The following is a 24,861-nucleotide window of genomic DNA, read 5'->3' on the forward strand; positions in this document are numbered from 1 at the left end:
TTATCTATATAATGTAAAGTGACCCATTAAACGTCTTTGTTCTCCGGATAATTCAACAAATTCAATAGTATACCAGTAATCTCCAGATGGCATTGGACGTCCTTGATATAGTCCATCCCAACCAACTTGAACACCGTTGTACTTACTTATTTCTCTACCATAACGGTCGAAGATAACAACTTTTAACTGGTGGTAATCTTGAACATTAATTGGGTACCAGTAATCTTGAATACCGTCACCGTCAGGTGTAAAGATATTTGGAACTTCAATTGTAATATAAACGCCTTCAACAGTAATAGATTGTTCACATCCTCTACTATCTCTAACTACAATTGTATAATCTCTTGTTTGTGTAATAACAAATTGATTTTCAAATGAGAAGTCACTACCATCAATACTGTATTCATACGGTGGAATTCCACCAGTAGCATTTGCTATCAACATATTGATTTGTGAATCATCAATTGTTATTTGTAATGGATCAATAACTTCAACTTCAACTGGAGTAATAACTCTAGTACATCCGTTAACGTGTTCAACTTCTAACGTATATGTTCCTGTTGCAGTTACATTAAATACTCCTGTATCGTTACTAGAACTTTCAGGTCCTGTTAACGTGTAAACTACATCATTTACATGAATATCAGCTACTGTTCCTGTAATTGTAATTGTACCATCACAATTATAAGTTATTTCACTATTGAATTGTAAATCAACTGCAGGATCGAAAGTGAATGGAGAAGTTACCGTAGTACATCCTCTGCTATCTCTAACGATTACAACATAAGTTTCACCTGCTGTTAAATTATCAAATACAATTCTATCATCTATAAATGCTCCTCCGTTTAAACTTGTAGAATAAGGAGGTGTACCTCCAGTAATTGCTACTTCAAACGATGGTGCTGTATCTTGAACACATAATTGTTGTTGAACAGTTGTAACGTCAATTGTTGCTTCTAAAATTGGTGGCTCTTCAATTGTAACTGTAACAATTTCGAAACATCCTCTCTCATCTTGAGTAGTAACAACATATGTACCTGCTGGTAAATTATTAAACTCGTTACTAGTTTGGAATCTTCCTGGATCTGTATCAATTTCATAAACATAAGAACCAGTTCCTCCAGTTGCATTTATGGTAATACTACCATCAGTAGATCCGTTACAGCTCACATCTACGTGTGTTTCTGTCACTTCTAATAATGGTGGATCAACAATTTCGAAAGTACCCGTTTCTACGATACAATCTTGACTTGTAACTCTAATACTATACGTACCAGGTCCTATACTATCGAATGTATCAGAAGATTGAGGTCCGGCTACAACCGTTCCGCTTTCTAATAATTCGTACATATAATTTCCTAATCCACCAGCTGCCGTTGCTGATAAGATTGCATTTGCATCTCCATTACAAGTTATAAATGCAGAACCAGTATTTAATGTTGCCGTTAATGGAACTAATGCTGGTACCGAAACAATAGACGGTATAGAAATACATCCGTTAGCATCTCTCACGAATAATTCGTAATCTCCTGCTGGAACAGCAAATGTGTTACTCGCTACGAAATTCATTCCATCAATACTGTATTCATAAACTCCTGTTCCTCCAGCACCTGTAACTTCAATTGTTGCATTAGGAGAAGTACAAGTAATAATTGAAGTAACTACGGCTGATGCAGTAACATCACTTGGTTCTGTTATTATAACAGGGAACGTATTACTACAACTAAATTCATCGTAAACCGTAACCGTATAACTTCCAGCCCCTAAACCAGTAAATGTATTACCAGATTGAATAGCTGATACATCTCCATTCGGGAATGTTAAGCTATAAGAGTAAACAGCTGGATTACCTTGTCCTCCCGACACTGCGTTTACGCTAATTTCAGCTGTCTCATCTCCCTCACAAGCAATAGATGTTGTTTCTACAATTGTAGCTGTTATTGTTGTTGGATCAGATAATGTAAATGTATCTGTTGCAATACATCCATTAGCATCTCTTACACTAACTAAGTAAGTTCCTGAAGCTAATCCTGTAATAATATTGTTATTTGAGAAACTCTGAACAGTAGTTGCTGTTGTTGTATTCTCTAATTGATATTCATAACTACTCCATCCACCTGAACCATTAATAACAACTTCACCACTAGTTGGAGAAATACAACTAATTAAGTTTGTTGTATATCCAATAGTTAATGGAGAAGCAGGTTCACTAATTGTTACTTCTGGTGATACAACTGGACAGAATGGACTTGCTGTCATTGTCACCTGAACATAGTATGTTCCAGCTCCTAATGTATTTACAGTTGTTGCTCCTGTTACTCCAGTACCTGTAATACCAGTTGAAGTTCCTCCTGATTGGAATACCTCATAATCATAAGTACCAGTGTAAGGACTACTTGTAGCAAAATCGAATGTCATACTTCCATTTGAGTCTCCTAAACAAACAACATTACTATCTAAACTAACATCTAAATTAAATGTTGGTTCAGCGTTTACTTGATGACTTTCCGTAATTACACACCCTGTTGTAGGATTTGTAATGGTAATTGTATACACATCTTCTGCTAAACCTGTAAACACACCTGTTGTATTAGCTGCATTAAATCCTGTATTGGCTCCAGATATAGTAAAGTCCGCAGTAATTGGACTTACAGACGTATATGTTACTGTAATATCCTCTCCTGTTGCACAATCAATAGCTTTATCAACAGTAATTACCGCGTCAGTAATGGCATTAAAAGGTGCTATTGTTGCGTTTGTAGTTGCCATACATCCCTCATCATCATAAACGTCGATATTTACTGTACCTCCTGATGTATTCGTAGTTCCAAAACTAAATGTCGTACTATCCTGAGATTCTACTGTTCCTACTGCTGGTGTATATGTAAATACAACTCTAACATAAGTTCCGCTTCCTCCTGATAAGTTCGCTGTATCAACAATTACCATTGCTGCATCTGTAACATTACCTGTAGTACATCCAAACTCGGTTACTACTGGCGCAACTGTAAAGGTAATTGGTGCTAACTCAGTTATAGTGACTGGAGTTCCTAGTGTAACACATCCATTGCTTCCTGTAGCTGTTACTGTATATGTATTCGGTGGTAAGTTCGTGAACTGATTCGTAGTGATACTTCCAACTGAATTTGGATCTGGACTAATCGTATAACTTAACGGTAATAATCCATTATCCGTAGCTGTCATCTCAATTACTCCTGAATCACTTCCATCACAATTATCATTATCAATAGCAACGGCAGTAAACACTGGATTGATAATAGGATCAATCGTAATGTCACGTGTTCTTGAACAGTTCGGTGTAACTCCAACATCATAAACATTTACTGTATATGTATCTGCTGTAGAGACTGAGAACGTAACTGTACTTCCCACAATAGCAACTCGTGCTACAACTGTACCTGCTCCACTATCTAAAACTTCGTATTCATAACTTCCAGAACCTGAACTAATTGATAATTCAACCGTAGCATCTGGACTTACTGTACAATCTAACTTCTTCGTCTCTGTTAAACTGAACTCTAAATTCGGTAATAACGTAATCGATGGACTTGGACTTGTTCCTGGACAACTATTACTATCAACTACCTGAACAGTATAAGTACCCGCTGGTAAGTTCGTAAATACATTTGTCGTCTGGTTACGAATCTCTGTACTTGTAGCATCTAATAAGATGTAAGTATAAATTCCTGTTCCACCAACTGCTGTTACTGTAATACTTCCACCTCCTGTTAAATCACAAGCATTATCATCTTTCGTTAACGTGAAGGTAACTGGTGTAGGATCTGCTAAAGTAACTGTATCTGTATCGATACATCCATTAGCATCTCTTACGCGTACTGTATAAGTATTTGCTGATAATCCGCTAAACACATTATTTGTTCCATAAGCAGTAATAATCGTTGTTCCTGCTGCATCTGCTAACTCATACTCATAGCTTCCCCATCCACCTGTAGCATTTACTGTGATACTTCCATCACTTCCTCCGTTACAACTAACTGCTCCATCAACTGTAGTAAAGTCTAATACTGCTGTTGGTTGACTAATTGTTACCTCTGGTGATACTACTGGACAGAATGGACTTGCTGTCATTGTTACATTAACATAGTATGTTCCTGCTCCTAATGTATTAACAGTCGTAGATCCTGTTACACCTGTAGCCGAGGTTTCAACTGTGTCGTCTCCTGTAGCTGGTGTACCATTAGTGTTCATTACTTGGTAATCGTATAATCCAGCATATGGACTACTTGTAGCAAAATCAAATGTGATAGCTCCATTAGTATCTCCTAAACAAACAACATTACTATCTAAACTAATATCTAAGTTGAACGTTGGTGCTGCATTAACTTGATGACTCTCTGTTAATACACAGCCTGTTGTTGGATTAGTAATTGTAATCGTATAAATATCCTCTGCTAAGTTTGTAAATACTCCAGTAGTGTTAGTAGCACTAAATCCTGTATTCGCTCCACTTATTGCAAAGTCTGCTGTAAGTGCACTTGTTGATGTGTACGTTACTGTAATATCTTCTCCTGTTGCACAATCAATAGCTTTATCAACAGTGACAACTGGTGCGCTTAATGCATTAAATGCTGCAATATTAACACTTGTATTAGCCGTACATCCTTCATCATCATAAACATCAATACTTACTGTACCGCCTGAAGTGTTCGTAGTTGAGAACGTGAAGCTTGCGCTATCTTGTGTCTCTACTGCTCCAACTGCTGGTGTATATGTAAATACTGCTCTTACATAAGTTCCACTTCCTCCCGATACATTTGCTGTGTTTACTGTTACAACTGCTGCATCTGTAATGTTTGCCGTTGTACATCCAAACTCCGTTACAACAGGTGCAACTGTAAAGGCAACTGGAGCTAACTCTGTAATAACAATGTTAGTTACATCTGTTGTACATCCATTGCTTCCTGTAGCTGTTACTGTATATGTATTTGGTGGTAAGTTCGTGAACTGATTCGTAGTGATACTTCCAACTGAATTTGGATCTGGACTAATCGTGTAACTTAACGGTAATAATCCATTATCCGTAGCTGTCATCTCAATTACTCCTGAATCACTTCCATCACAATTATCATTGTCAATAGCAACGGCAGTAAACACTGGATTGATGATAGGATCAATCGTAATATCTCGTGTTCTTGAACAGTTCGGTGTAACTCCAACATCATAAACATTTACTGTATATGTATCTGCTGTAGAGACTGAGAACGTAACTGTACTTCCCACAATAGCAACTCGTGCTACAACTGTACCTGCTCCACTATCTAAAACTTCGTATTCATAACTTCCAGAACCTGAACTAATCGATAATTCAACCGTAGCATCTGGACTCACTGTACAATCTAACTTCTTCGTCTCTGTTAAACTGAACTCTAAATTCGGTAATAACGTAATCGATGGACTTGGACTTGTTCCTGGACAACTATTACTATCAACTACCTGAACGGTATAAGTACCCGCTGGTAAGTTCGTAAATACATTTGTCGTCTGGTTACGAATCTCTGTACTTGTAGCATCTAATAAGATGTAAGTATAAATTCCTGTTCCACCAACTGCTGTTACTGTAATACTTCCACCTCCTGTTAAATCACAAGCATTATCATCTTTCGTTAACGTGAAGGTAACTGGTGTAGGATCTGCTAAAGTAACTGTATCTGTATCGATACATCCATTAGCATCTCTTACGCGTACTGTATAAGTATTTGCTGATAATCCGCTAAACACATTATTTGTTCCATAAGCAGTAATAATCGTTGTTCCTGCTGCATCTGCTAACTCATACTCATAGCTTCCCCATCCACCTGTAGCATTTACTGTGATACTTCCATCACTTCCTCCGTTACAACTAACTGCTCCATCAACTGTAGTAAAGTCTAATACTGCTGTTGGTTGACTAATTGTTACCTCTGGTGATACTACTGGACAGAATGGACTTGCTGTCATTGTTACATTAACATAGTATGTTCCTGCTCCTAATGTATTAACAGTCGTAGATCCTGTTACACCTGTAGCCGAGGTTTCAACTGTGTCGTCTCCTGTAGCTGGTGTACCATTAGTGTTCATTACTTGGTAATCGTATAATCCAGCATATGGACTACTTGTAGCAAAATCAAATGTGATAGCTCCATTAGTATCTCCTAAACAAACAACATTACTATCTAAACTAATATCTAAGTTGAACGTTGGTGCTGCATTAACTTGATGACTCTCTGTTAATACACAGCCTGTTGTTGGATTAGTAATTGTAATCGTATAAATATCCTCTGCTAAGTTTGTAAATACTCCAGTAGTGTTAGTAGCACTAAATCCTGTATTCGCTCCACTTATTGCAAAGTCTGCTGTAAGTGCACTTGTTGATGTGTACGTTACTGTAATATCTTCTCCTGTTGCACAATCAATAGCTTTATCAACAGTGACAACTGGTGCGCTTAATGCATTAAATGCTGCAATATTAACACTTGTATTAGCCGTACATCCTTCATCATCATAAACATCAATACTTACTGTACCGCCTGAAGTGTTCGTAGTTGAGAACGTGAAGCTTGCGCTATCTTGTGTCTCTACTGCTCCAACTGCTGGTGTATATGTAAATACTGCTCTTACATAAGTTCCACTTCCTCCCGATACATTTGCTGTGTTTACTGTTACAACTGCTGCATCTGTAATGTTTGCCGTTGTACATCCAAACTCCGTTACAACAGGTGCAACTGTAAAGGCAACTGGAGCTAACTCTGTAATAACAATGTTAGTTACATCTGTTGTACATCCATTGCTTCCTGTAGCTGTTACTGTATATGTATTTGGTGGTAAGTTCGTGAACTGATTCGTAGTGATACTTCCAACTGAATTTGGATCTGGACTAATCGTGTAACTTAACGGTAATAATCCATTATCCGTAGCTGTCATCTCAATTACTCCTGAATCACTTCCATCACAATTATCATTGTCAATAGCAACGGCAGTAAACACTGGATTGATGATAGGATCAATCGTAATATCTCGTGTTCTTGAACAGTTCGGTGTAACTCCAACATCATAAACATTTACTGTATATGTATCTGCTGTAGAGACTGAGAACGTAACTGTACTTCCCACAATAGCAACTCGTGCTACAACTGTACCTGCTCCACTATCTAAAACTTCGTATTCATAACTTCCAGATCCTGAACTAATCGATAATTCAACCGTAGCATCTGGACTCACTGTACAATCTAACTTCTTCGTCTCTGTTAAACTGAACTCTAAATTCGGTAATAACGTAATCGATGGACTTGGACTTGTTCCTGGACAACTATTACTATCAACTACCTGAACGGTATAAGTACCCGCTGGTAAGTTCGTAAATACATTTGTCGTCTGGTTACGAATCTCTGTACTTGTAGCATCTAATAAGATGTAAGTATAAATTCCTGTTCCACCAACTGCTGTTACTGTAATACTTCCACCTCCTGTTAAATCACAAGCATTATCATCTTTCGTTAACGTGAAGGTAACTGGTGTAGGATCTGCTAAAGTAACAGTATCTGTATCGATACATCCATTAGCATCTCTTACACGTACTGTATAAGTATTTGCTGATAATCCGCTAAATACATTATTTGTTCCATAAGCAGTAATAATCGTTGTTCCTGCTGCATCTGCTAACTCATATTCATAGCTTCCCCATCCACCTGTAGCGTTTACTGTAATACTTCCATCACTTCCTCCGTTACAACTAACTGCTCCATCAACTGTAGTAAAGTCTAATACCGCTGTTGGTTGACTAATTGTTACCTCTGGTGAGACTACTGGACAGAATGGACTTGCTGTCATTGTTACATTAACATAGTATGTTCCTGCTCCTAATGTATTAACAGTCGTAGATCCTGTTACACCTGTAGCCGAGGTTTCAACTGTGTCGTCTCCTGTAGCTGGTGTACCATTAGTGTTCATTACTTGGTAATCGTATAATCCAGCATATGGACTACTTGTAGCAAAATCAAATGTGATAGCTCCATTAGTATCTCCTAAACAAACAACATTACTATCTAAACTAATATCTAAGTTGAACGTTGGTGCTGCATTAACTTGATGACTCTCTGTTAATACACAGCCTGTTGTTGGATTAGTAATTGTAATCGTATAAATATCCTCTGCTAAGTTTGTAAATACTCCAGTAGTGTTAGTAGCACTAAATCCTGTATTCGCTCCACTTATTGCAAAGTCTGCTGTAAGTGCACTTGTTGATGTGTACGTTACTGTAATATCTTCTCCTGTTGCACAATCAATAGCTTTATCAACAGTGACAACTGGTGCGCTTAATGCATTAAATGCTGCAATATTAACACTTGTATTAGCCGTACATCCTTCATCATCATAAACATCAATACTTACTGTACCGCCTGAAGTGTTCGTAGTTGAGAACGTGAAGCTTGCGCTATCTTGTGTCTCTACTGCTCCAACTGCTGGTGTATATGTAAATACTGCTCTTACATAAGTTCCACTTCCTCCCGATACATTTGCTGTGTTTACTGTTACAACTGCTGCATCTGTAATGTTTGCCGTTGTACATCCAAACTCCGTTACAACAGGTGCAACTGTAAAGGCAACTGGAGCTAACTCTGTAATAACAATGTTAGTTACATCTGTTGTACATCCATTGCTTCCTGTAGCTGTTACTGTATATGTATTTGGTGGTAAGTTCGTGAACTGATTCGTAGTGATACTTCCAACTGAATTTGGATCTGGACTAATCGTGTAACTTAACGGTAATAATCCATTATCCGTAGCTGTCATCTCAATTACTCCTGAATCACTTCCATCACAATTATCATTGTCAATAGCAACGGCAGTAAACACTGGATTGATGATAGGATCAATCGTAATATCTCGTGTTCTTGAACAGTTCGGTGTAACTCCAACATCATAAACATTTACTGTATATGTATCTGCTGTAGAGACTGAGAACGTAACTGTACTTCCCACAATAGCAACTCGTGCTACAACTGTACCTGCTCCACTATCTAAAACTTCGTATTCATAACTTCCAGATCCTGAACTAATCGATAATTCAACCGTAGCATCTGGACTCACTGTACAATCTAACTTCTTCGTCTCTGTTAAACTGAACTCTAAATTCGGTAATAACGTAATCGATGGACTTGGACTTGTTCCTGGACAACTATTACTATCAACTACCTGAACGGTATAAGTACCCGCTGGTAAGTTCGTAAATACATTTGTCGTCTGGTTACGAATCTCTGTACTTGTAGCATCTAATAAGATGTAAGTATAAATTCCTGTTCCACCAACTGCTGTTACTGTAATACTTCCACCTCCTGTTAAATCACAAGCATTATCATCTTTCGTTAACGTGAAGGTAACTGGTGTAGGATCTGCTAAAGTAACTGTATCTGTATCGATACATCCATTAGCATCTCTTACGCGTACTGTATAAGTATTTGCTGATAATCCGCTAAACACATTATTTGTTCCATAAGCAGTAATAATCGTTGTTCCTGCTGCATCTGCTAACTCATACTCATAGCTTCCCCATCCACCTGTAGCATTTACTGTGATACTTCCATCACTTCCTCCGTTACAACTAACTGCTCCATCAACTGTAGTAAAGTCTAATACTGCTGTTGGTTGACTAATTGTTACCTCTGGTGATACTACTGGACAGAATGGACTTGCTGTCATTGTTACATTAACATAGTATGTTCCTGCTCCTAATGTATTAACAGTCGTAGATCCTGTTACACCTGTAGCCGAGGTTTCAACTGTGTCGTCTCCTGTAGCTGGTGTACCATTAGTGTTCATTACTTGGTAATCGTATAATCCAGCATATGGACTACTTGTAGCAAAATCAAATGTGATAGCTCCATTAGTATCTCCTAAACAAACAACATTACTATCTAAACTAATATCTAAGTTGAACGTTGGTGCTGCATTAACTTGATGACTCTCTGTTAATACACAGCCTGTTGTTGGATTAGTAATTGTAATCGTATAAATATCCTCTGCTAAGTTTGTAAATACTCCAGTAGTGTTAGTAGCACTAAATCCTGTATTCGCTCCACTTATTGCAAAGTCTGCTGTAAGTGCACTTGTTGATGTGTACGTTACTGTAATATCTTCTCCGGTTGCACAATCAATAGCTTTATCAACAGTGACAACTGGTGCGCTTAATGCGTTAAATGCTGCGATGTTAACACTTGTATTAGCCGTACATCCTTCATCATCATAAACATCAATACTTACTGTACCGCCTGAAGTGTTCGTAGTTGAGAACGTGAAGCTTGCGCTATCTTGTGTCTCTACTGCTCCAACTGCTGGTGTATATGTAAATACTGCTCTTACATAAGTTCCACTTCCTCCCGATACATTCGCTGTGTTTACTGTTACAACTGCTGCATCTGTAATGTTTGCCGTTGTACATCCAAACTCGGTTACAACCGGTGCAACTGTAAAGGCAACTGGAGCTAACTCTGTAATAACAATGTTAGTTACATCTGTTGTACATCCATTGCTTCCTGTAGCTGTTACTGTATATGTATTTGGTGGTAAGTTCGTGAACTGATTCGTAGTGATACTTCCAACTGAATTTGGATCTGGACTAATCGTGTAACTTAACGGTAATAATCCATTATCCGTAGCTGTCATCTCAATTACTCCTGAATCACTTCCATCACAATTATCATTGTCAATAGCAACGGCAGTGAAAGTAGGTGTAATTGCAGCATCTACAGTAATATCTCTTGTAACCATACATCCCGAAGTAACATCAGTCATTACAACAGTATATACACCTGCTGCAGTAACAGTATGATCTGTAAATGTATCAGTGACAGTAATACTTCCAGTAGTTAAAGGTGGATTACTCGGAACACCATTTATAGTATATGTAAAGTTTCCTGTTGTACCTAAATTAGCACCAGATACTACATTAATTCTAATTAATGCATTACCAGGAACACAATTTAAGTTTTGTTGGATTGCTAAACTAAAATCTAATTCTTCATAAATCGTAACTGGAACTGTAGCACTTGTACATCCGTTAGCATCTCTTATGATAACATTATAATTACCCGGTGTTAAACCACTTTCTGTGTGTGTTACACTTGTAGTAGCTGTACTATAGGTAGTTCCTCCATCAATTGAATATTGATATGGAGCTGTTCCTCCTATTGTTTGACCTCCATTAGTTGTATCAATCGTAATTGACTTATTAGCACCACATGTACTTGTAGTAACATCAGCAACTTCTAACACTGGTGGTTGACTAACTGTTAAAGATGCAGGCCCTATTGTTGTTGTACATGCATTTCCATTACTATCCGTAATTGTAACATTAATTCCTGTAACATCTAAAGTGTTATTCGTTACATCAGCATACGCAAATTCAATAACATTTCCTGTAACCGTAGCATCACCAGGAGCAAAATTCGTTGAAGAAGCAACTGTATATGTATACGGTGGTGTTCCTCCTAAAACATTATCCACACGGATTACTCCGTTTGAACTACAAGTAATATTATCTACAACAGTAAGTGTACCAGATATTGGTAAATTTTCATCAACTGTTACATCTAAACCACTAAATTGACATAAAGGTGGTCCACCACTTGTATTTGTTAATTCAATATAATAATCTCCGGCTCCTAAACCAGAAGTTGTTATTGTTAAACTTGTTTCTCCTGCATTTGAAGTAACAGCTGTTCCTGTATTTGTAACTGGATCTCTCACAAATAATGTCCAATCAAACGGAATTGTAAGATCTCCTGAAGTATTATCTATTGTAAATTCAATTTCCGCATTATTCCCTCCATTACACTCATCACTAGTTACGGATGCTGTAATTGGGACTGACGGAGTAAATACATCGTAAATATCTTCAATATTTTGCTTAATACAATCATCAGTTGTATCTGCAGGGGTTCCATTCAAATCAACAACATAAAAAGTATATGTTTGACCCGGAATTAATCCTGTAAATGTATATGTTCTATCTTGTGTCGGAGGAGTTGGACTCACTAAATCAGGGTCTAACCAAGAACTTAATGGAAGAGTTGGGTCATTTAATACAAACTTAAATGGTCCTACACCACCAATAGCTTCTACAGTTACGCTAAATCCTCCTACACAAGTACCAGGAGTAGCAACCGGGTTAACAATTAATCCTTCTACTGTAAACGGTACTTCGTAAGCTCCTAAGCTTTCTATACATCTTACTGTAACTCCATCTGTATCTAAAATTCTAATCACAGGATTTACAGTAGTACCTGAATTGATTCCAGTAAATGTATCAGAAGTCTGCCAAGTTACACCTCCGTCAGAACTAAATTCTAATGTATAAGGCGTTACTGTTGGATAACCTGTAAACTCAAAACCAAATAATGACTCATTACCTACGAATGGTGTACCACAGGCAGGTAAAATAGGATCTAAAGTAGCTGTTAATACTGGTGGATCAACTAATGTAACAGATTGAGAATCTGTACAGCCTAAGTCGTCCGTTATACTTACCGTATAATTACCTGCTGGTAAATTATTAAATGTATAACTAGTACCTGTAAACCCTGTCACAGAGTCTGTAGTTGGTCCAGTTAAAGAAATATCATGAGGAGATAATCCATTTGCAATAGCTACTTCAATACTTCCTGTATCTCCATTACAAGTTGGTTGTACATCTGTTAAAGAAATTGAAACAGTAGTCACCGAATTAATTGTCACGTTTGTAATAATAAATTCACAATATCCTGCTGCTCCTGCATTATCTCTAACATATACATCATAAGTTCCTGCAGGTCTAGTTATTGGATTTGTCGCATTAAATGTTCCGTCCGCTGGAGTTCCTGCCCCTGCATTTGTTACAGAATAAACATAAGATCCATCACCACCTAAAGCAGTTACATTTATAGAACCATCGTTACAACTCGCATCCGTAACATTAGCTGTTGCAGTCAACTCATCGTTAATTACTCTAACTAATTGAGTCGTTGTACATCCTCTACCATCAATTACGTCTATTGTATAAGAACCAGCTCCTAAACCTGTAAATGTATATGTTGAAGCTCCAGGAACTTGAGGTGCTCCACCATTTAATATATATTGATAGTCTCCATTACCAGAAGTAACGTTAACAACTATTTGTCCGTTTGTTCCATCATAACAATTAGTCGGTGTTGCATCGAAAGCAACAGTTGTTATAGGATTAACTGTAATGTTAAATGCTGCTGATAAACATCCATTTGTATCTTGAGCTATAATTGTATGAGCTCCCGCCGCAACATTTGTAAATGGAGTTGATTGAAATGCTCCTGCTCCATCTAATTGATATGTATAAGGACCCGTTCCTCCTGTAGCACTTGGATCAATTGTTGCTCCTGTTGCTGGATTACAGGTAACTTCTTTTGTAATTGTAGCACTTGCAACTACTGGAGTAGCTTCTCCTATAGTTACAGAAAGTGTTCTTTCACAAGCAGCTGATGCTGCATCTGGTCTTACTCTAACATCATATGTTGCAGCCGAAAGTCCAGTAATTGTAATTGGTGAAGTTGAAGTTGAAGTGTAAGTTGCTCCTCCATCAGTACTATATTCATAGGTACCAGTGAAGTTTAAAACATTCATTGTAAACTCTCCGTCACTTCCTCCGTTACACGTAGCATCAGTAATACTTGCAGTAATTACTTGTGCTTGGAATTCTTGATTTGCATCAATTGTTACTATTACATCTGTTGTACATGAACTTCCATAGTCAACTGTAATTGTACTATTTCCTACTGGTAAATTGTTAAATACATTCGAAGTCTGTGTACTTGCTCCTAATGTATAGGTATAACTTGGATCTGTAGGGGTAATTGTAGCATTACCTGTTCCATCACAATTATATGAAACACTATACGTAAATGTAGGTTCCGTTGGTAATGGATCAATAACAATGTTTGGTAAACTAATCTCACATCCATTGTCATCTCTTACAGTTAAAACGTAAGTTCCCTCAGTTAAATTATTGTAAACTAAATCTGTAGAGTAAACTCCATTTACTCCATATGTATATGGTGCTGTTCCTCCCGTAGCGGCTACAAAAGTAATTTGACCATTTTGTAAACATGTATATGTCTGTGTTAAACTTGCACTACTCGTTATTGGATTTGGTGTAGTAATCGTAACACTTGTTGTAGTAGATGTACATCCGTTTGCATCTGTAACTACAAAATCATAATCTCCATCTGCTAATCCTGTATACGTACGAACAACATCACTTGAAGTTACTGTTGGAATTGCTGTTCCGGTACTTGTAACCGTTACTGTATAGTCCGCAACTCCATCTGAAATATTAATACTGATTGATCCTGTATCTCCTGAACAACTAGGCTGAGTTGGTGTAGCTGCAACACTTGGACTTGTAATCGAACCAACTGTAATTGTTTCTGTGTATGTACAATTTAATCCATCGCGAACCGTAACATCATAATCTCCTGCAGTAGCAATAGTAAAGGTATTTCCTGCTACAAATGATGCAGCATTTCCTGTAGGTACAACCGAATATTGGTAACTACCATCTCCTCCACTTGCCGTTATAGTTACACTTCCATCATTACAAGTAACTGGGGTACTCGCAACTGTAGCTGTTAATTGTAAATTAATTACTTCTGATGAAGATACTGACACACATCCAAATCCATCTCTAACTAAAACTGTATACGTAGCTGGTGCTAAACCAGTGAATGTATATGTTGTAGCTGTAACTGGACTAGGTACTTGCCATGTAGCTCCATTATCAATACTGAAATTATAATCACTTCCTGATCCACCTGATGCCGTAACAACTATTTGACCATTTGTCCCATCATAACATGCTGTTGGTGTAGCTGTATGTGTTGGGTTCGTAGAAGGATTTACTGTAATATTAAATGCTGCTGATAAACATCCATTTGTATCTTGAGCTATAATCGTGTGAGCTCCTGCAGCTACATCTGTAAATGGACCTGATTGGAATGCTCCTGCTCCATCTAATTGATATGTATATGGACCGTTTCCTCCTGTAGCACTTGGATCAATTGTTGCTCCTGTTGCTGGATTACAGGTAACTTCTTTTGTAATTGTAGCACTCGCTACAACAACTGTTGGCTCTCCAACTGTTACTGATCCTAATGAAATATCACATGTATTACTATTAATAGTAGTACGGATACGAACATCATAACTCGCTGCTGATAATCCTGTAGCAACTACTGGACTTGTAGTATTTCCAGTTACCCAAGTAGTTCCGCCATCAATACTATAATCGAATGAAGTTCCAAAATTACTCGCTGTAATTGAAATACTTCCGTCGCTTCCTCCGTTACACGTAGCATCTGAATCTAATGCTGCTGAGCCTAATAATTCTTGATTTGCATCAATTGTTACAATTACATCTGTTGTACATGAACTTCCATAGTCAACTGTAATTGTACTATTTCCTACTGGTAAATTGTTAAATACATTCGAAGTCTGTGTACTTGCTCCTAATGTATAGGTATAACTTGGATCTGTAGGGGTAATTGTAGCATTACCTGTTCCATCACAATTATATGAAACACTATACGTAAATGTAGGTTCCGTTGGTAATGGATCAATAACAATGTTTGGTAAACTAATCTCACATCCATTGTCATCTCTTACAGTTAAAACGTAAGTCCCCTCAGTTAAATTATTGTAAACTAAATCTGTAGAGTAAACTCCATTTACTCCATATGTATATGGTGCTGTTCCTCCTGTAGCAGCTACAAAAGTAATTTGACCATTTTGTAAACATGTATATGTCTGTGTTAAACTTGCACTACTCGTTATTGGATTTGGTGTAGTAATAGTAACACTTGTTGTAGTTGATGTACATCCGTTTGCATCTGTAACTACAAAATCATAATCTCCATCTGCTAATCCTGTATACGTACGAACAACATCACTTGAAGTTACTGTCGGAATCGCTGTTCCTGTACTTGTAACTGTTACTGTATAGTCCGCAACTCCATCTGAAATATTAATACTGATTGATCCTGTATCTCCTGAACAACTAGGCTGAGTTGGTGTAGCTGCAACACTTGGACTTGTAATCGAACCAACTGTAATTGTTTCTGTGTATGTACAATTTAATCCATCGCGAACCGTAACATCATAATCTCCTGCAGTAGCAATAGTAAAGGTATTTCCTGCTACAAATGATGCAGCATTTCCTGTAGGTACAACCGAATATTGGTAACTACCATCTCCTCCACTTGCCGTTATAGTTACACTTCCATCATTACAAGTAACTGGGGTACTCGCAACTGTAGCTGTTAATTGTAAATTAATTACTTCTGATGAAGATACTGACACACATCCAAATCCATCTCTAACTAAAACTGTATACGTAGCTGGTGCTAAACCAGTGAATGTATATGTTGTAGCTGTAACTGGACTAGGTACTTGCCATGTAGCTCCATTATCAATACTGAAATTATAATCACTTCCTGATCCACCTGATGCCGTAACAACTATTTGACCATTTGTCCCATCATAACATGCTGTTGGTGTAGCTGTATGTGTTGGGTTGGTAGAAGGATTTACTGTAATATTAAATGCTGCTGATAAACATCCATTTGTATCTTGAGCTATAATCGTGTGAGCTCCTGCAGCTACATCTGTAAATGGACCTGATTGGAATGCTCCTGCTCCATCTAATTGATATGTATATGGACCGTTTCCTCCTGTAGCACTTGGATCAATTGTTGCTCCTGTTGCTGGATTACAGGTAACTTCTTTTGTAATTGTAGCACTCGCTACAACAACTGTTGGCTCTCCAACTGTTACTGATCCTAATGAAATATCACATGTATTACTATTAATAGTAGTACGGATACGAACATCATAACTCGCCGCTGATAATCCTGTAGCAACTACTGGACTTGTAGTGTTTCCTGTTACCCAAGTAGTTCCGCCATCAATACTATAATCGAATGAAGTTCCAAAATTACTCGCTGTAATTGAAATACTTCCGTCGCTTCCTCCGTTACACGTAGCATCTGAATCTAATGCTGCTGAGCCTAATAATTCTTGATTTGCATCAATTGTTACAATTACATCTGTTGTACATGAACTTCCATAGTCAACTGTAATTGTACTATTTCCTACTGGTAAATTGTTAAATACATTTGAAGTCTGTGTACTTGCTCCTAATGTATAGGTATAACTTGGATCTGTAGGGGTAATTGTAGCATTACCTGTTCCATCACAATTATATGAAACACTATACGTAAATGTAGGTTCCGTTGGTAATGGATCAATAACAATGTTTGGTAAACTAATCTCACATCCATTGTCATCTCTTACAGTTAAAACGTAAGTTCCCTCAGTTAAATTATTGTAAACTAAATCTGTAGAGTAAACTCCATTTACTCCATATGTATATGGTGCTGTTCCTCCTGTAGCGGCTACAAAAGTAATTTGACCATTTTGTAAACATGTATATGTCTGTGTTAAACTCGCACTACTTGTTATTGGATTTGGTGTAGTAATCGTAACACTTGTTGTAGTAGATGTACATCCGTTTGCATCTGTAACTACAAAATCATAATCTCCATCTGCTAATCCTGTATACGTACGAACAACATCACTTGAAGTTACTGTTGGAATCGCTGTTCCTGTACTCGTAACTGTTACTGTATAATCTGCAACTCCGTCTGAGATATTAATACTAATTGATCCAGTATCTCCTGAACAACTAGGCTGAGTTGGCGTAGCTGCAACACTTGGACTTGTAATCGAACCAACTGTAATTGTTTCTGTGTATGTACAATTTAATCCATCGCGAACCGTAACATCATAATCTCCTGCAGTAGCAATAGTAAAAGTATTTCCTGCTACAAATGATGCAGCATTTCCTGTAGGTACAACCGAATATTGGTAACTACCATCTCCTCCACTTGCTGTTACAGTCACACTTCCATCATTACAAGTAACTGGGGTACTTGCAACTGTAGCTGTTAATTGTAAATTAATTACTTCTGATGAAGATACTGACACACATCCAAATCCATCTCTAACTAAAACTGTATACGTAGCTGGTGCTAAACCAGTGAATGTATATGTTGTAGCTGTAACTGGACTAGGTACTTGCCATGTAGCTCCATTATCAATACTGAAATTATAATCACTTCCTGATCCACCTGATGCCGTAACAACTATTTGACCATTTGTCCCATCATAACATGCTGTTGGTGTAGCTGTATGTGTTGGGTTGGTAGAAGGATTTACTGTAATATTAAATGCTGCTGATAAACATCCATTTGTATCTTGAGCTATAATCGTGTGAGCTCCTGCAGCTACATCTGTAAATGGACCTGATTGGAATGCTCCTGCTCCATCTAATTGATATGTATATGGACCGTTTCCTCCTGTAGCACTTGGATCAATTGTTGCTCCTGTTGCTGGATTACAGGTAACTTCTTTTGTAATTGTAGCACTCGCTACAACAACTGTTGGCTCTCCAACTGTTACTGATCCTAATGAAATATCACATGTATTACTATTAATAGTAGTACGGATACGAACATCATAACTCGCCGCTGATAATCCTGTAGCAACTACTGGACTTGTAGTGTTTCCTGTTACCCAAGTAGTTCCGCCATCAATACTATAATCGAATGAAGTTCCAAAATTACTCGCTGTAATTGAAACTTCCGTCGCTTCCTCCGTTACACGTAGCATCTGAATCTAATGCTGCTGAGCCTAATAATTCTTGATTTGCATCAATTGTTACAATTACATCTGTTGTACATGAACTTCCATAGTCAACTGTAATTGTACTATTTCCTACTGGTAAATTGTTAAATACATTTGAAGTCTGTGTACTTGCTCCTAATGTATAGGTATAACTTGGATCTGTAGGGGTAATTGTAGCATTACCTGTTCCATCACAATTATATGAAACACTATACGTAAATGTAGGTTCCGTTGGTAATGGATCAATAACAATGTTTGGTAAACTAATCTCACATCCATTGTCATCTCTTACAGTTAAAACGTAAGTTCCCTCAGTTAAATTATTGTAAACTAAATCTGTAGAGTAAACTCCATTTACTCCATATGTATATGGTGCTGTTCCTCCTGTAGCGGCTACAAAAGTAATTTGACCATTTTGTAAACATGTATATGTCTGTGTTAAACTCGCACTACTTGTTATTGGATTTGGTGTAGTAATCGTAACACTTGTTGTAGTAGATGTACATCCGTTTGCATCTGTAACTACAAAATCATAATCTCCATCTGCTAATCCTGTATACGTACGAACAACATCACTTGAAGTTACTGTTGGAATCGCTGTTCCTGTACTCGTAACTGTTACTGTATAATCTGCAACTCCGTCTGAGATATTAATACTAATTGATCCAGTATCTCCTGAACAACTAGGCTGAGTTGGCGTAGCTGCAACACTTGGACTTGTAATCGAACCAACTGTAATTGTTTCTGTGTATGTACAATTTAATCCATCGCGAACCGTAACATCATAATCTCCTGCAGTAGCAATAGTAAAAGTATTTCCTGCTACAAATGATGCAGCATTTCCTGTAGGTACAACCGAATATTGGTAACTACCATCTCCTCCACTTGCTGTTACAGTCACACTTCCATCATTACAAGTAACTGGGGTACTTGCAACTGTAGCTGTTAATTGTAAATTGATTACTTCAGTTGATGTTGTTGATACACAACCTAAACCATCCCTTACAATTACATCATAACTTCCTGGTGCTAAACCAGTAAATGTATATGTTGTAGCTGTAGTAGGTGAAGGTACTTGCCATGTAGCTCCATTATCAATACTGAAATTATAGTCTCCACCTCCTGTATTAGCTGTAACAACTATTTGACCATTTGTTCCATCATAACATGCCGTTGGAACTGCAGTATGCGTTACAGGTGTAGGGTTAGGAATTACTATTTCAAATGGTGTACAACCTACTTGGTTAACGGTCATTCTTACATTATCAATGAAATTTCCTATTGATCTACTTCCTGAAGCAGTTGACACAGCTTCAAAGGCAATAATCGTAGTAGTTTGCCCCGCAGGAACTGTATAACTACCTGAATATGAACCCCAGGCAGAAGTACCATCTGACATAGTTTGAACAACACTTGTGGTTGCTAAAGTTCCTCCAATTCTTACTTCGGCAACGTCAACTCCTGATCTTCCTCTATGATCTACAGACCAATTAATTACATCTCCTTCTCTTGTACAGAATTCTTGATATAATGACGAAACCAAATTTGCATTTAATTCAGCGAATTGATTTCCTTCAGAAGCAGGAACACCATTAAAACCAGTACTCCATAATTCAATTCTATTATCTGTTGCAGTTGTTTCCCATCCTGGAATTGTATTCTCATCACGAATACTGAATGATGTGGCTGGAATAACAGGTAATTCAAATCCACCATTTTCGAACGGATCGGTAGAACAACCACACTCCGTACAAGAATTTGAATCTCTAATATTTACAGTGTAAGTTCCTGGTGCTACATTTGCAAATACTGTTGAAGTTTGCCAAGTAACTCCATTATCAATACTATATTCGTATGGCGGAACACCTCCTGAACCAGAAACAGTTACAGTTGCGGTTCCTGGACCTGAACATGTTGGAACTGTAGTAATTGTTCCTGTAACTTGTAATAAGTCAGGTTGCGTTAAAGTAACTTGACCTAAATCTACGTCACACACAATTGAACCTGATGTTTCTCTAATAAATACATCATATGTTCCAGCTCCTAATCCTACAATTCTGTAAGGGTTATCTCCTGTAGTAGACCAACTTGTTCCTCCATCAACTGAAACTTCATATGTACTTCCAGTAAGATTCGAAGCAGAAACTTCAATTGTTCCATTATCTGATCCAAAACAAGTAAGATTTGTACTACCTAAAACAGAACCAGTAAATTGTTGATTTGGTGAAACACCAATAATCACATCTGTTGTACAAGAACTTCCATAATCAATTGTTACCGTAGTATTTCCTACTGGTAAATTATTAAATACATTAGATGTTTGTGTACTTGCACCAACTGTATAGGTATAACTTGGATCTGTTGGTGTAATTGTAGCATTACCTGTACCATCACAATTATATACTACATTATATGTAAAGTTTGGTTCAGTTGGTAACGGATCAATTACTATATCTGATAAACTTATTTCACATCCATTATCATCTCTTACTGTTAAAACATAAGTTCCTTCAGTTAAATTATTATATACTAAATCAGTTGAGTACACACCATTAACTCCGTAAGTATATGGTGCTGTACCTCCAGTAGCTGCTACAAAAGTTATTTGTCCGTTTTGAGCACAAGTATAGGTCTGTGTTAAACTTGCACTACCTGATAAATTACTTGGATTAGTTATATCAATTGGACCTACTGAATAACTACATGATGAGCCTCCTTTTGAAGCACGAATGTCTATTGTATAGGTATTTGGAGATAAACCTGTAAAATTATTTGATGCCCCATAAGTTGCACCTCCATCAATACTATATTCTAAACTATATCCTATTAAACCAGGCGGTGTAGTAGTATTAACAGTTATGCTTCCATCGGTTGCTCCATTACAACTTGGATTATTAACAACTGTTGTAAATTGTAAAGGATCTTCCAATACAACTGTAATTGGTGAAGAAATTTCTGTACAGTTATTATCATCTACAATTATAAATTCATATGTTCCTTCTTGTCCGCTTGGCACTGTAAAAGTTGTGCCGGTAAAAAATTCAGCTGCTGGAATATCAGAAACACTTGCATATGAAATTGCTGTTCCGGATCCTGTGTAAGACCAAACTGCAAAATTATAACCCGCTCCTGGCGTACCACCACTTCCGGATAAAGTTATAATACCATCAGTACAATTAATATCTTTAGTTACAACTGCCGATAAATTTAAGGCAGGTGGAACTGTAAATGCCGGCGTGTCTTCAGAAAAACTACATTCCGCTGTAGTTACTTGAACGGTATAAACTCCTGAACCAGTAACAGGAAAATCACGTGCAGTATCTGATGTTGGACCAAACGTTGCAACTAATGAAGCTCCATTTAATATATTATAGGTATATGGACCTGGAATACTACTGTTGATTTGAACATTAATATTTCCTGCATCTCCCGCACATAAAATTGGACTTGTTGTTACATCTACATCAATATCAGTTGATGTTACAGGATATCCTGGGTAAGGATACACACATGAAGTAGCATCATTTTTAATATAGATATCATAATTACCAGCTGTTGTAATTGAAAAAACGTTTGAAGCTTGGTAAGATGAATCTGGTGGTGTTGGACCGCCAGCTGTTACAATTGCATATTCATATCCTGAAGGAACATTGTTTATTGTAATACTTCCTGCATTACCACATAAAATATCTTCTGTTACAATTGTTGGTGTAATTGTAGCTTTGAATACGTTGAAATAATATCTATCAAAACATCCTCCTGGTTCTGTTACTTCTAAACGATATTGCCCGGCATCAGAAAAACTCCTAGTAGTAGCGTTCACATCTGTTGCCACATCTTCCCAACACGTCGGTGTTTGATTAGGACAACTTGGATCTGGATCTGGACTACAGCTAGAACTTAGTTGTTGCCATCTTACTGTAGTTGGAGCTGTTACTCCAGTAATTATTTCTCTAAAGTCAGTGTCTCCACATAAATATATTTCTACTAGTTCAGTACCATCGTTAGGACAAGTTCTAATATTATCACCAAACGCTGCGATTGGATTAACTCCCGTACCAAATGGTGCTACAATAAATGTTTCATCTGAACTAACACAGGCTGCAGGAACTCCCGCAGGGTTAACTTTTGTAACTGTATATGTACCAGGAGCCGTAACTACTTGAGTTGGTCCCGTTCCAATAATATTTCCTCCAGAATCTCTCCATTCGTAAGAAGCAAATCCTGAACCTGGAATTAATTCAACTGATGGCCCACACAATGATACATTTTGCGTAAATGTACATCCTGCAGTATCCACCAAGAAGTTCGACGTTCCTGCAATACCAAAATTACAAGCATCAATTCCTGAAACACTTGGTTCGTTGTTTACACTTACTCCTCCTTGAATACCATCATACCTCGCGAAAGCCTGATTCTCAATTACGTTCGAACAGACATCTCTTAACTCATTACAATCAGAAACAACTTGTACGTGTAAACGAATATTATGAACAGCTCCTCCTTCTTCAACTAAATTATCTGGTATTGTAAATTCTAATTCACCTCTAAAACCATTTGCTAATGCTGGAGGATCATATGTATATGTAACACCAGTTGGAACTGCAATGTCCGCTGGAATCAAATCTACGTTAACAGGAAGTCTATCTGTAATTACTGTATTTTGCGCATCGTCGGTACCAACATTTTGAAAGCTCACATTATACCATAAATCACTACCTAAACCAACATTTGTCCCTGCTATATCGTTACCTGCTCCATCATCAATACTCTTAACCATCTGAATATCAGGCTCAATTATTTCAATAGCCATTCCTATTAAGAACGGCCAATATACATCTCCTCCAGTTGCAAATCTAATATCAAGATCTGTTTGATTATTTGCAATTAAAGAGTTGGATGGATTATCTAGATCAAAGAGATCAATATCAAAACCTAAAGTATTTTCACTATCAGGATTTCTGGTAGTGACATAATTATCATATTGTGTGATACTACCATTAAAAAAGTTATTAGCTGGATTTAAAGTTGGAGTAGAAATACCTGTGTATGTACCAGATACATCTTGTACACGTAATCTATCACCTGAAATATATGTATCTCCCTCTAAAGTTGCAGTTAATAACTGGGTTCTTACTGGACCTGAAGGAATTGTATTGAATCCAGAGAAATTAATATCTGTGCTATTTGTTCCATCAATTGTAGAAAACCCATCAAAAAGTGAGATATTCTTACTTGACTCAGTTGAGTTTTCATAAATTATAACTAACACCCATCCTGCAGAACCTCCAAGACCATTATTAGAATCCCATCCGGTAGTTGCTCTAATATTTGCCGCGTAATAGTCACCATTTGGATTAGCTAATGCTTGTACATCCGTAGTTACATCTTTGAAACAAACATAAGGTCTTTGTGTAGCAATACCATTATCATAAATTACTTCATCTGCTGTAATATCTTGATAACCTTGTCCTGGTAATCTAAATTTAATATCTCTATAATCTCCAGGTCTTGAACCTGCGTTTTCCCAAGTATCATATGGGAATACTCCTGCCCAATATAAACCTGCATAAATTACACGAGAACAGTTAGGAAGATTTAAAGTAGATTTCGAAGAAGAAAACGTAGTATTATTTTCAGAGATCCCCTCTATATCGTCAATATCGATATAATCCATGAAAAAGTTACCATTATTAATAACAAAAAAACTGCCACCACTTTCCAATGCTAAATCAGAATCATATGGGTCGTCTGGAGTTAATTGCGTAGTAATCGCTGGTCCTAATAATAATGTTGCTGGATCAACTTCATAAAGAGGGAAACTCGTATTCTGAGTATCTCTATTCAAGATATTATTACCTACAAAGGTCATATTACCCTGAACATTAATTCCTCCCGTAGTTAATCTTTGAGTAAAAGCCACATCAGGTTTCTTAAGTAAGGACCTATCTACCCTTTCTTTAAAAGCATTGGTTTTAAAGCTGCTAGAAGGCGAAACCTTCTGCATAACCTTTTTCCTTGCACCATCAACTTGCGAGAATGACAAAACTGCATTTGCAAGAAATACGATTAGTAAAAGTATTTTTTTATTCATTTTTG

2 protein-coding genes are annotated in these 24,861 nt (G+C 37.3%); both read right to left on the bottom strand.

The genetic code is table 11. From position 1 onward, the window contains the following. Window positions 1-18,747, bottom strand: coding sequence for a T9SS type B sorting domain-containing protein (locus tag ABNT61_RS05295; protein WP_348745136.1), 18,747 nt, complete (start codon window positions 18,745-18,747; stop codon window positions 1-3). Continuing rightward, window positions 18,698-24,856, bottom strand: a complete 6,159-nt coding sequence (locus ABNT61_RS05300) for a SprB repeat-containing protein (protein WP_348745137.1) — start codon at window positions 24,854-24,856, stop codon at window positions 18,698-18,700. The genes ABNT61_RS05295 and ABNT61_RS05300 overlap by 50 nt, the downstream gene beginning before the upstream one ends. Window positions 24,857-24,861 lie beyond the last annotated feature (5 nt).

The organism is Tenacibaculum sp. 190524A05c (assembly GCF_964036595.1).
Taxonomy (GTDB): domain Bacteria; phylum Bacteroidota; class Bacteroidia; order Flavobacteriales; family Flavobacteriaceae; genus Polaribacter; species Polaribacter platacis.

Excerpts from the sequence above, each read along its gene's own strand:
- ABNT61_RS05295 (WP_348745136.1), bottom strand. The coding sequence starts at position 18,747 with ATGCTACGTGTAACGGAGGAAGCGACGGAAGTTTCAATTACAGCGAGT.
- ABNT61_RS05300 (WP_348745137.1), bottom strand. The coding sequence starts at position 24,856 with ATGAATAAAAAAATACTTTTACTAATCGTATTTCTTGCAAATGCAGTT.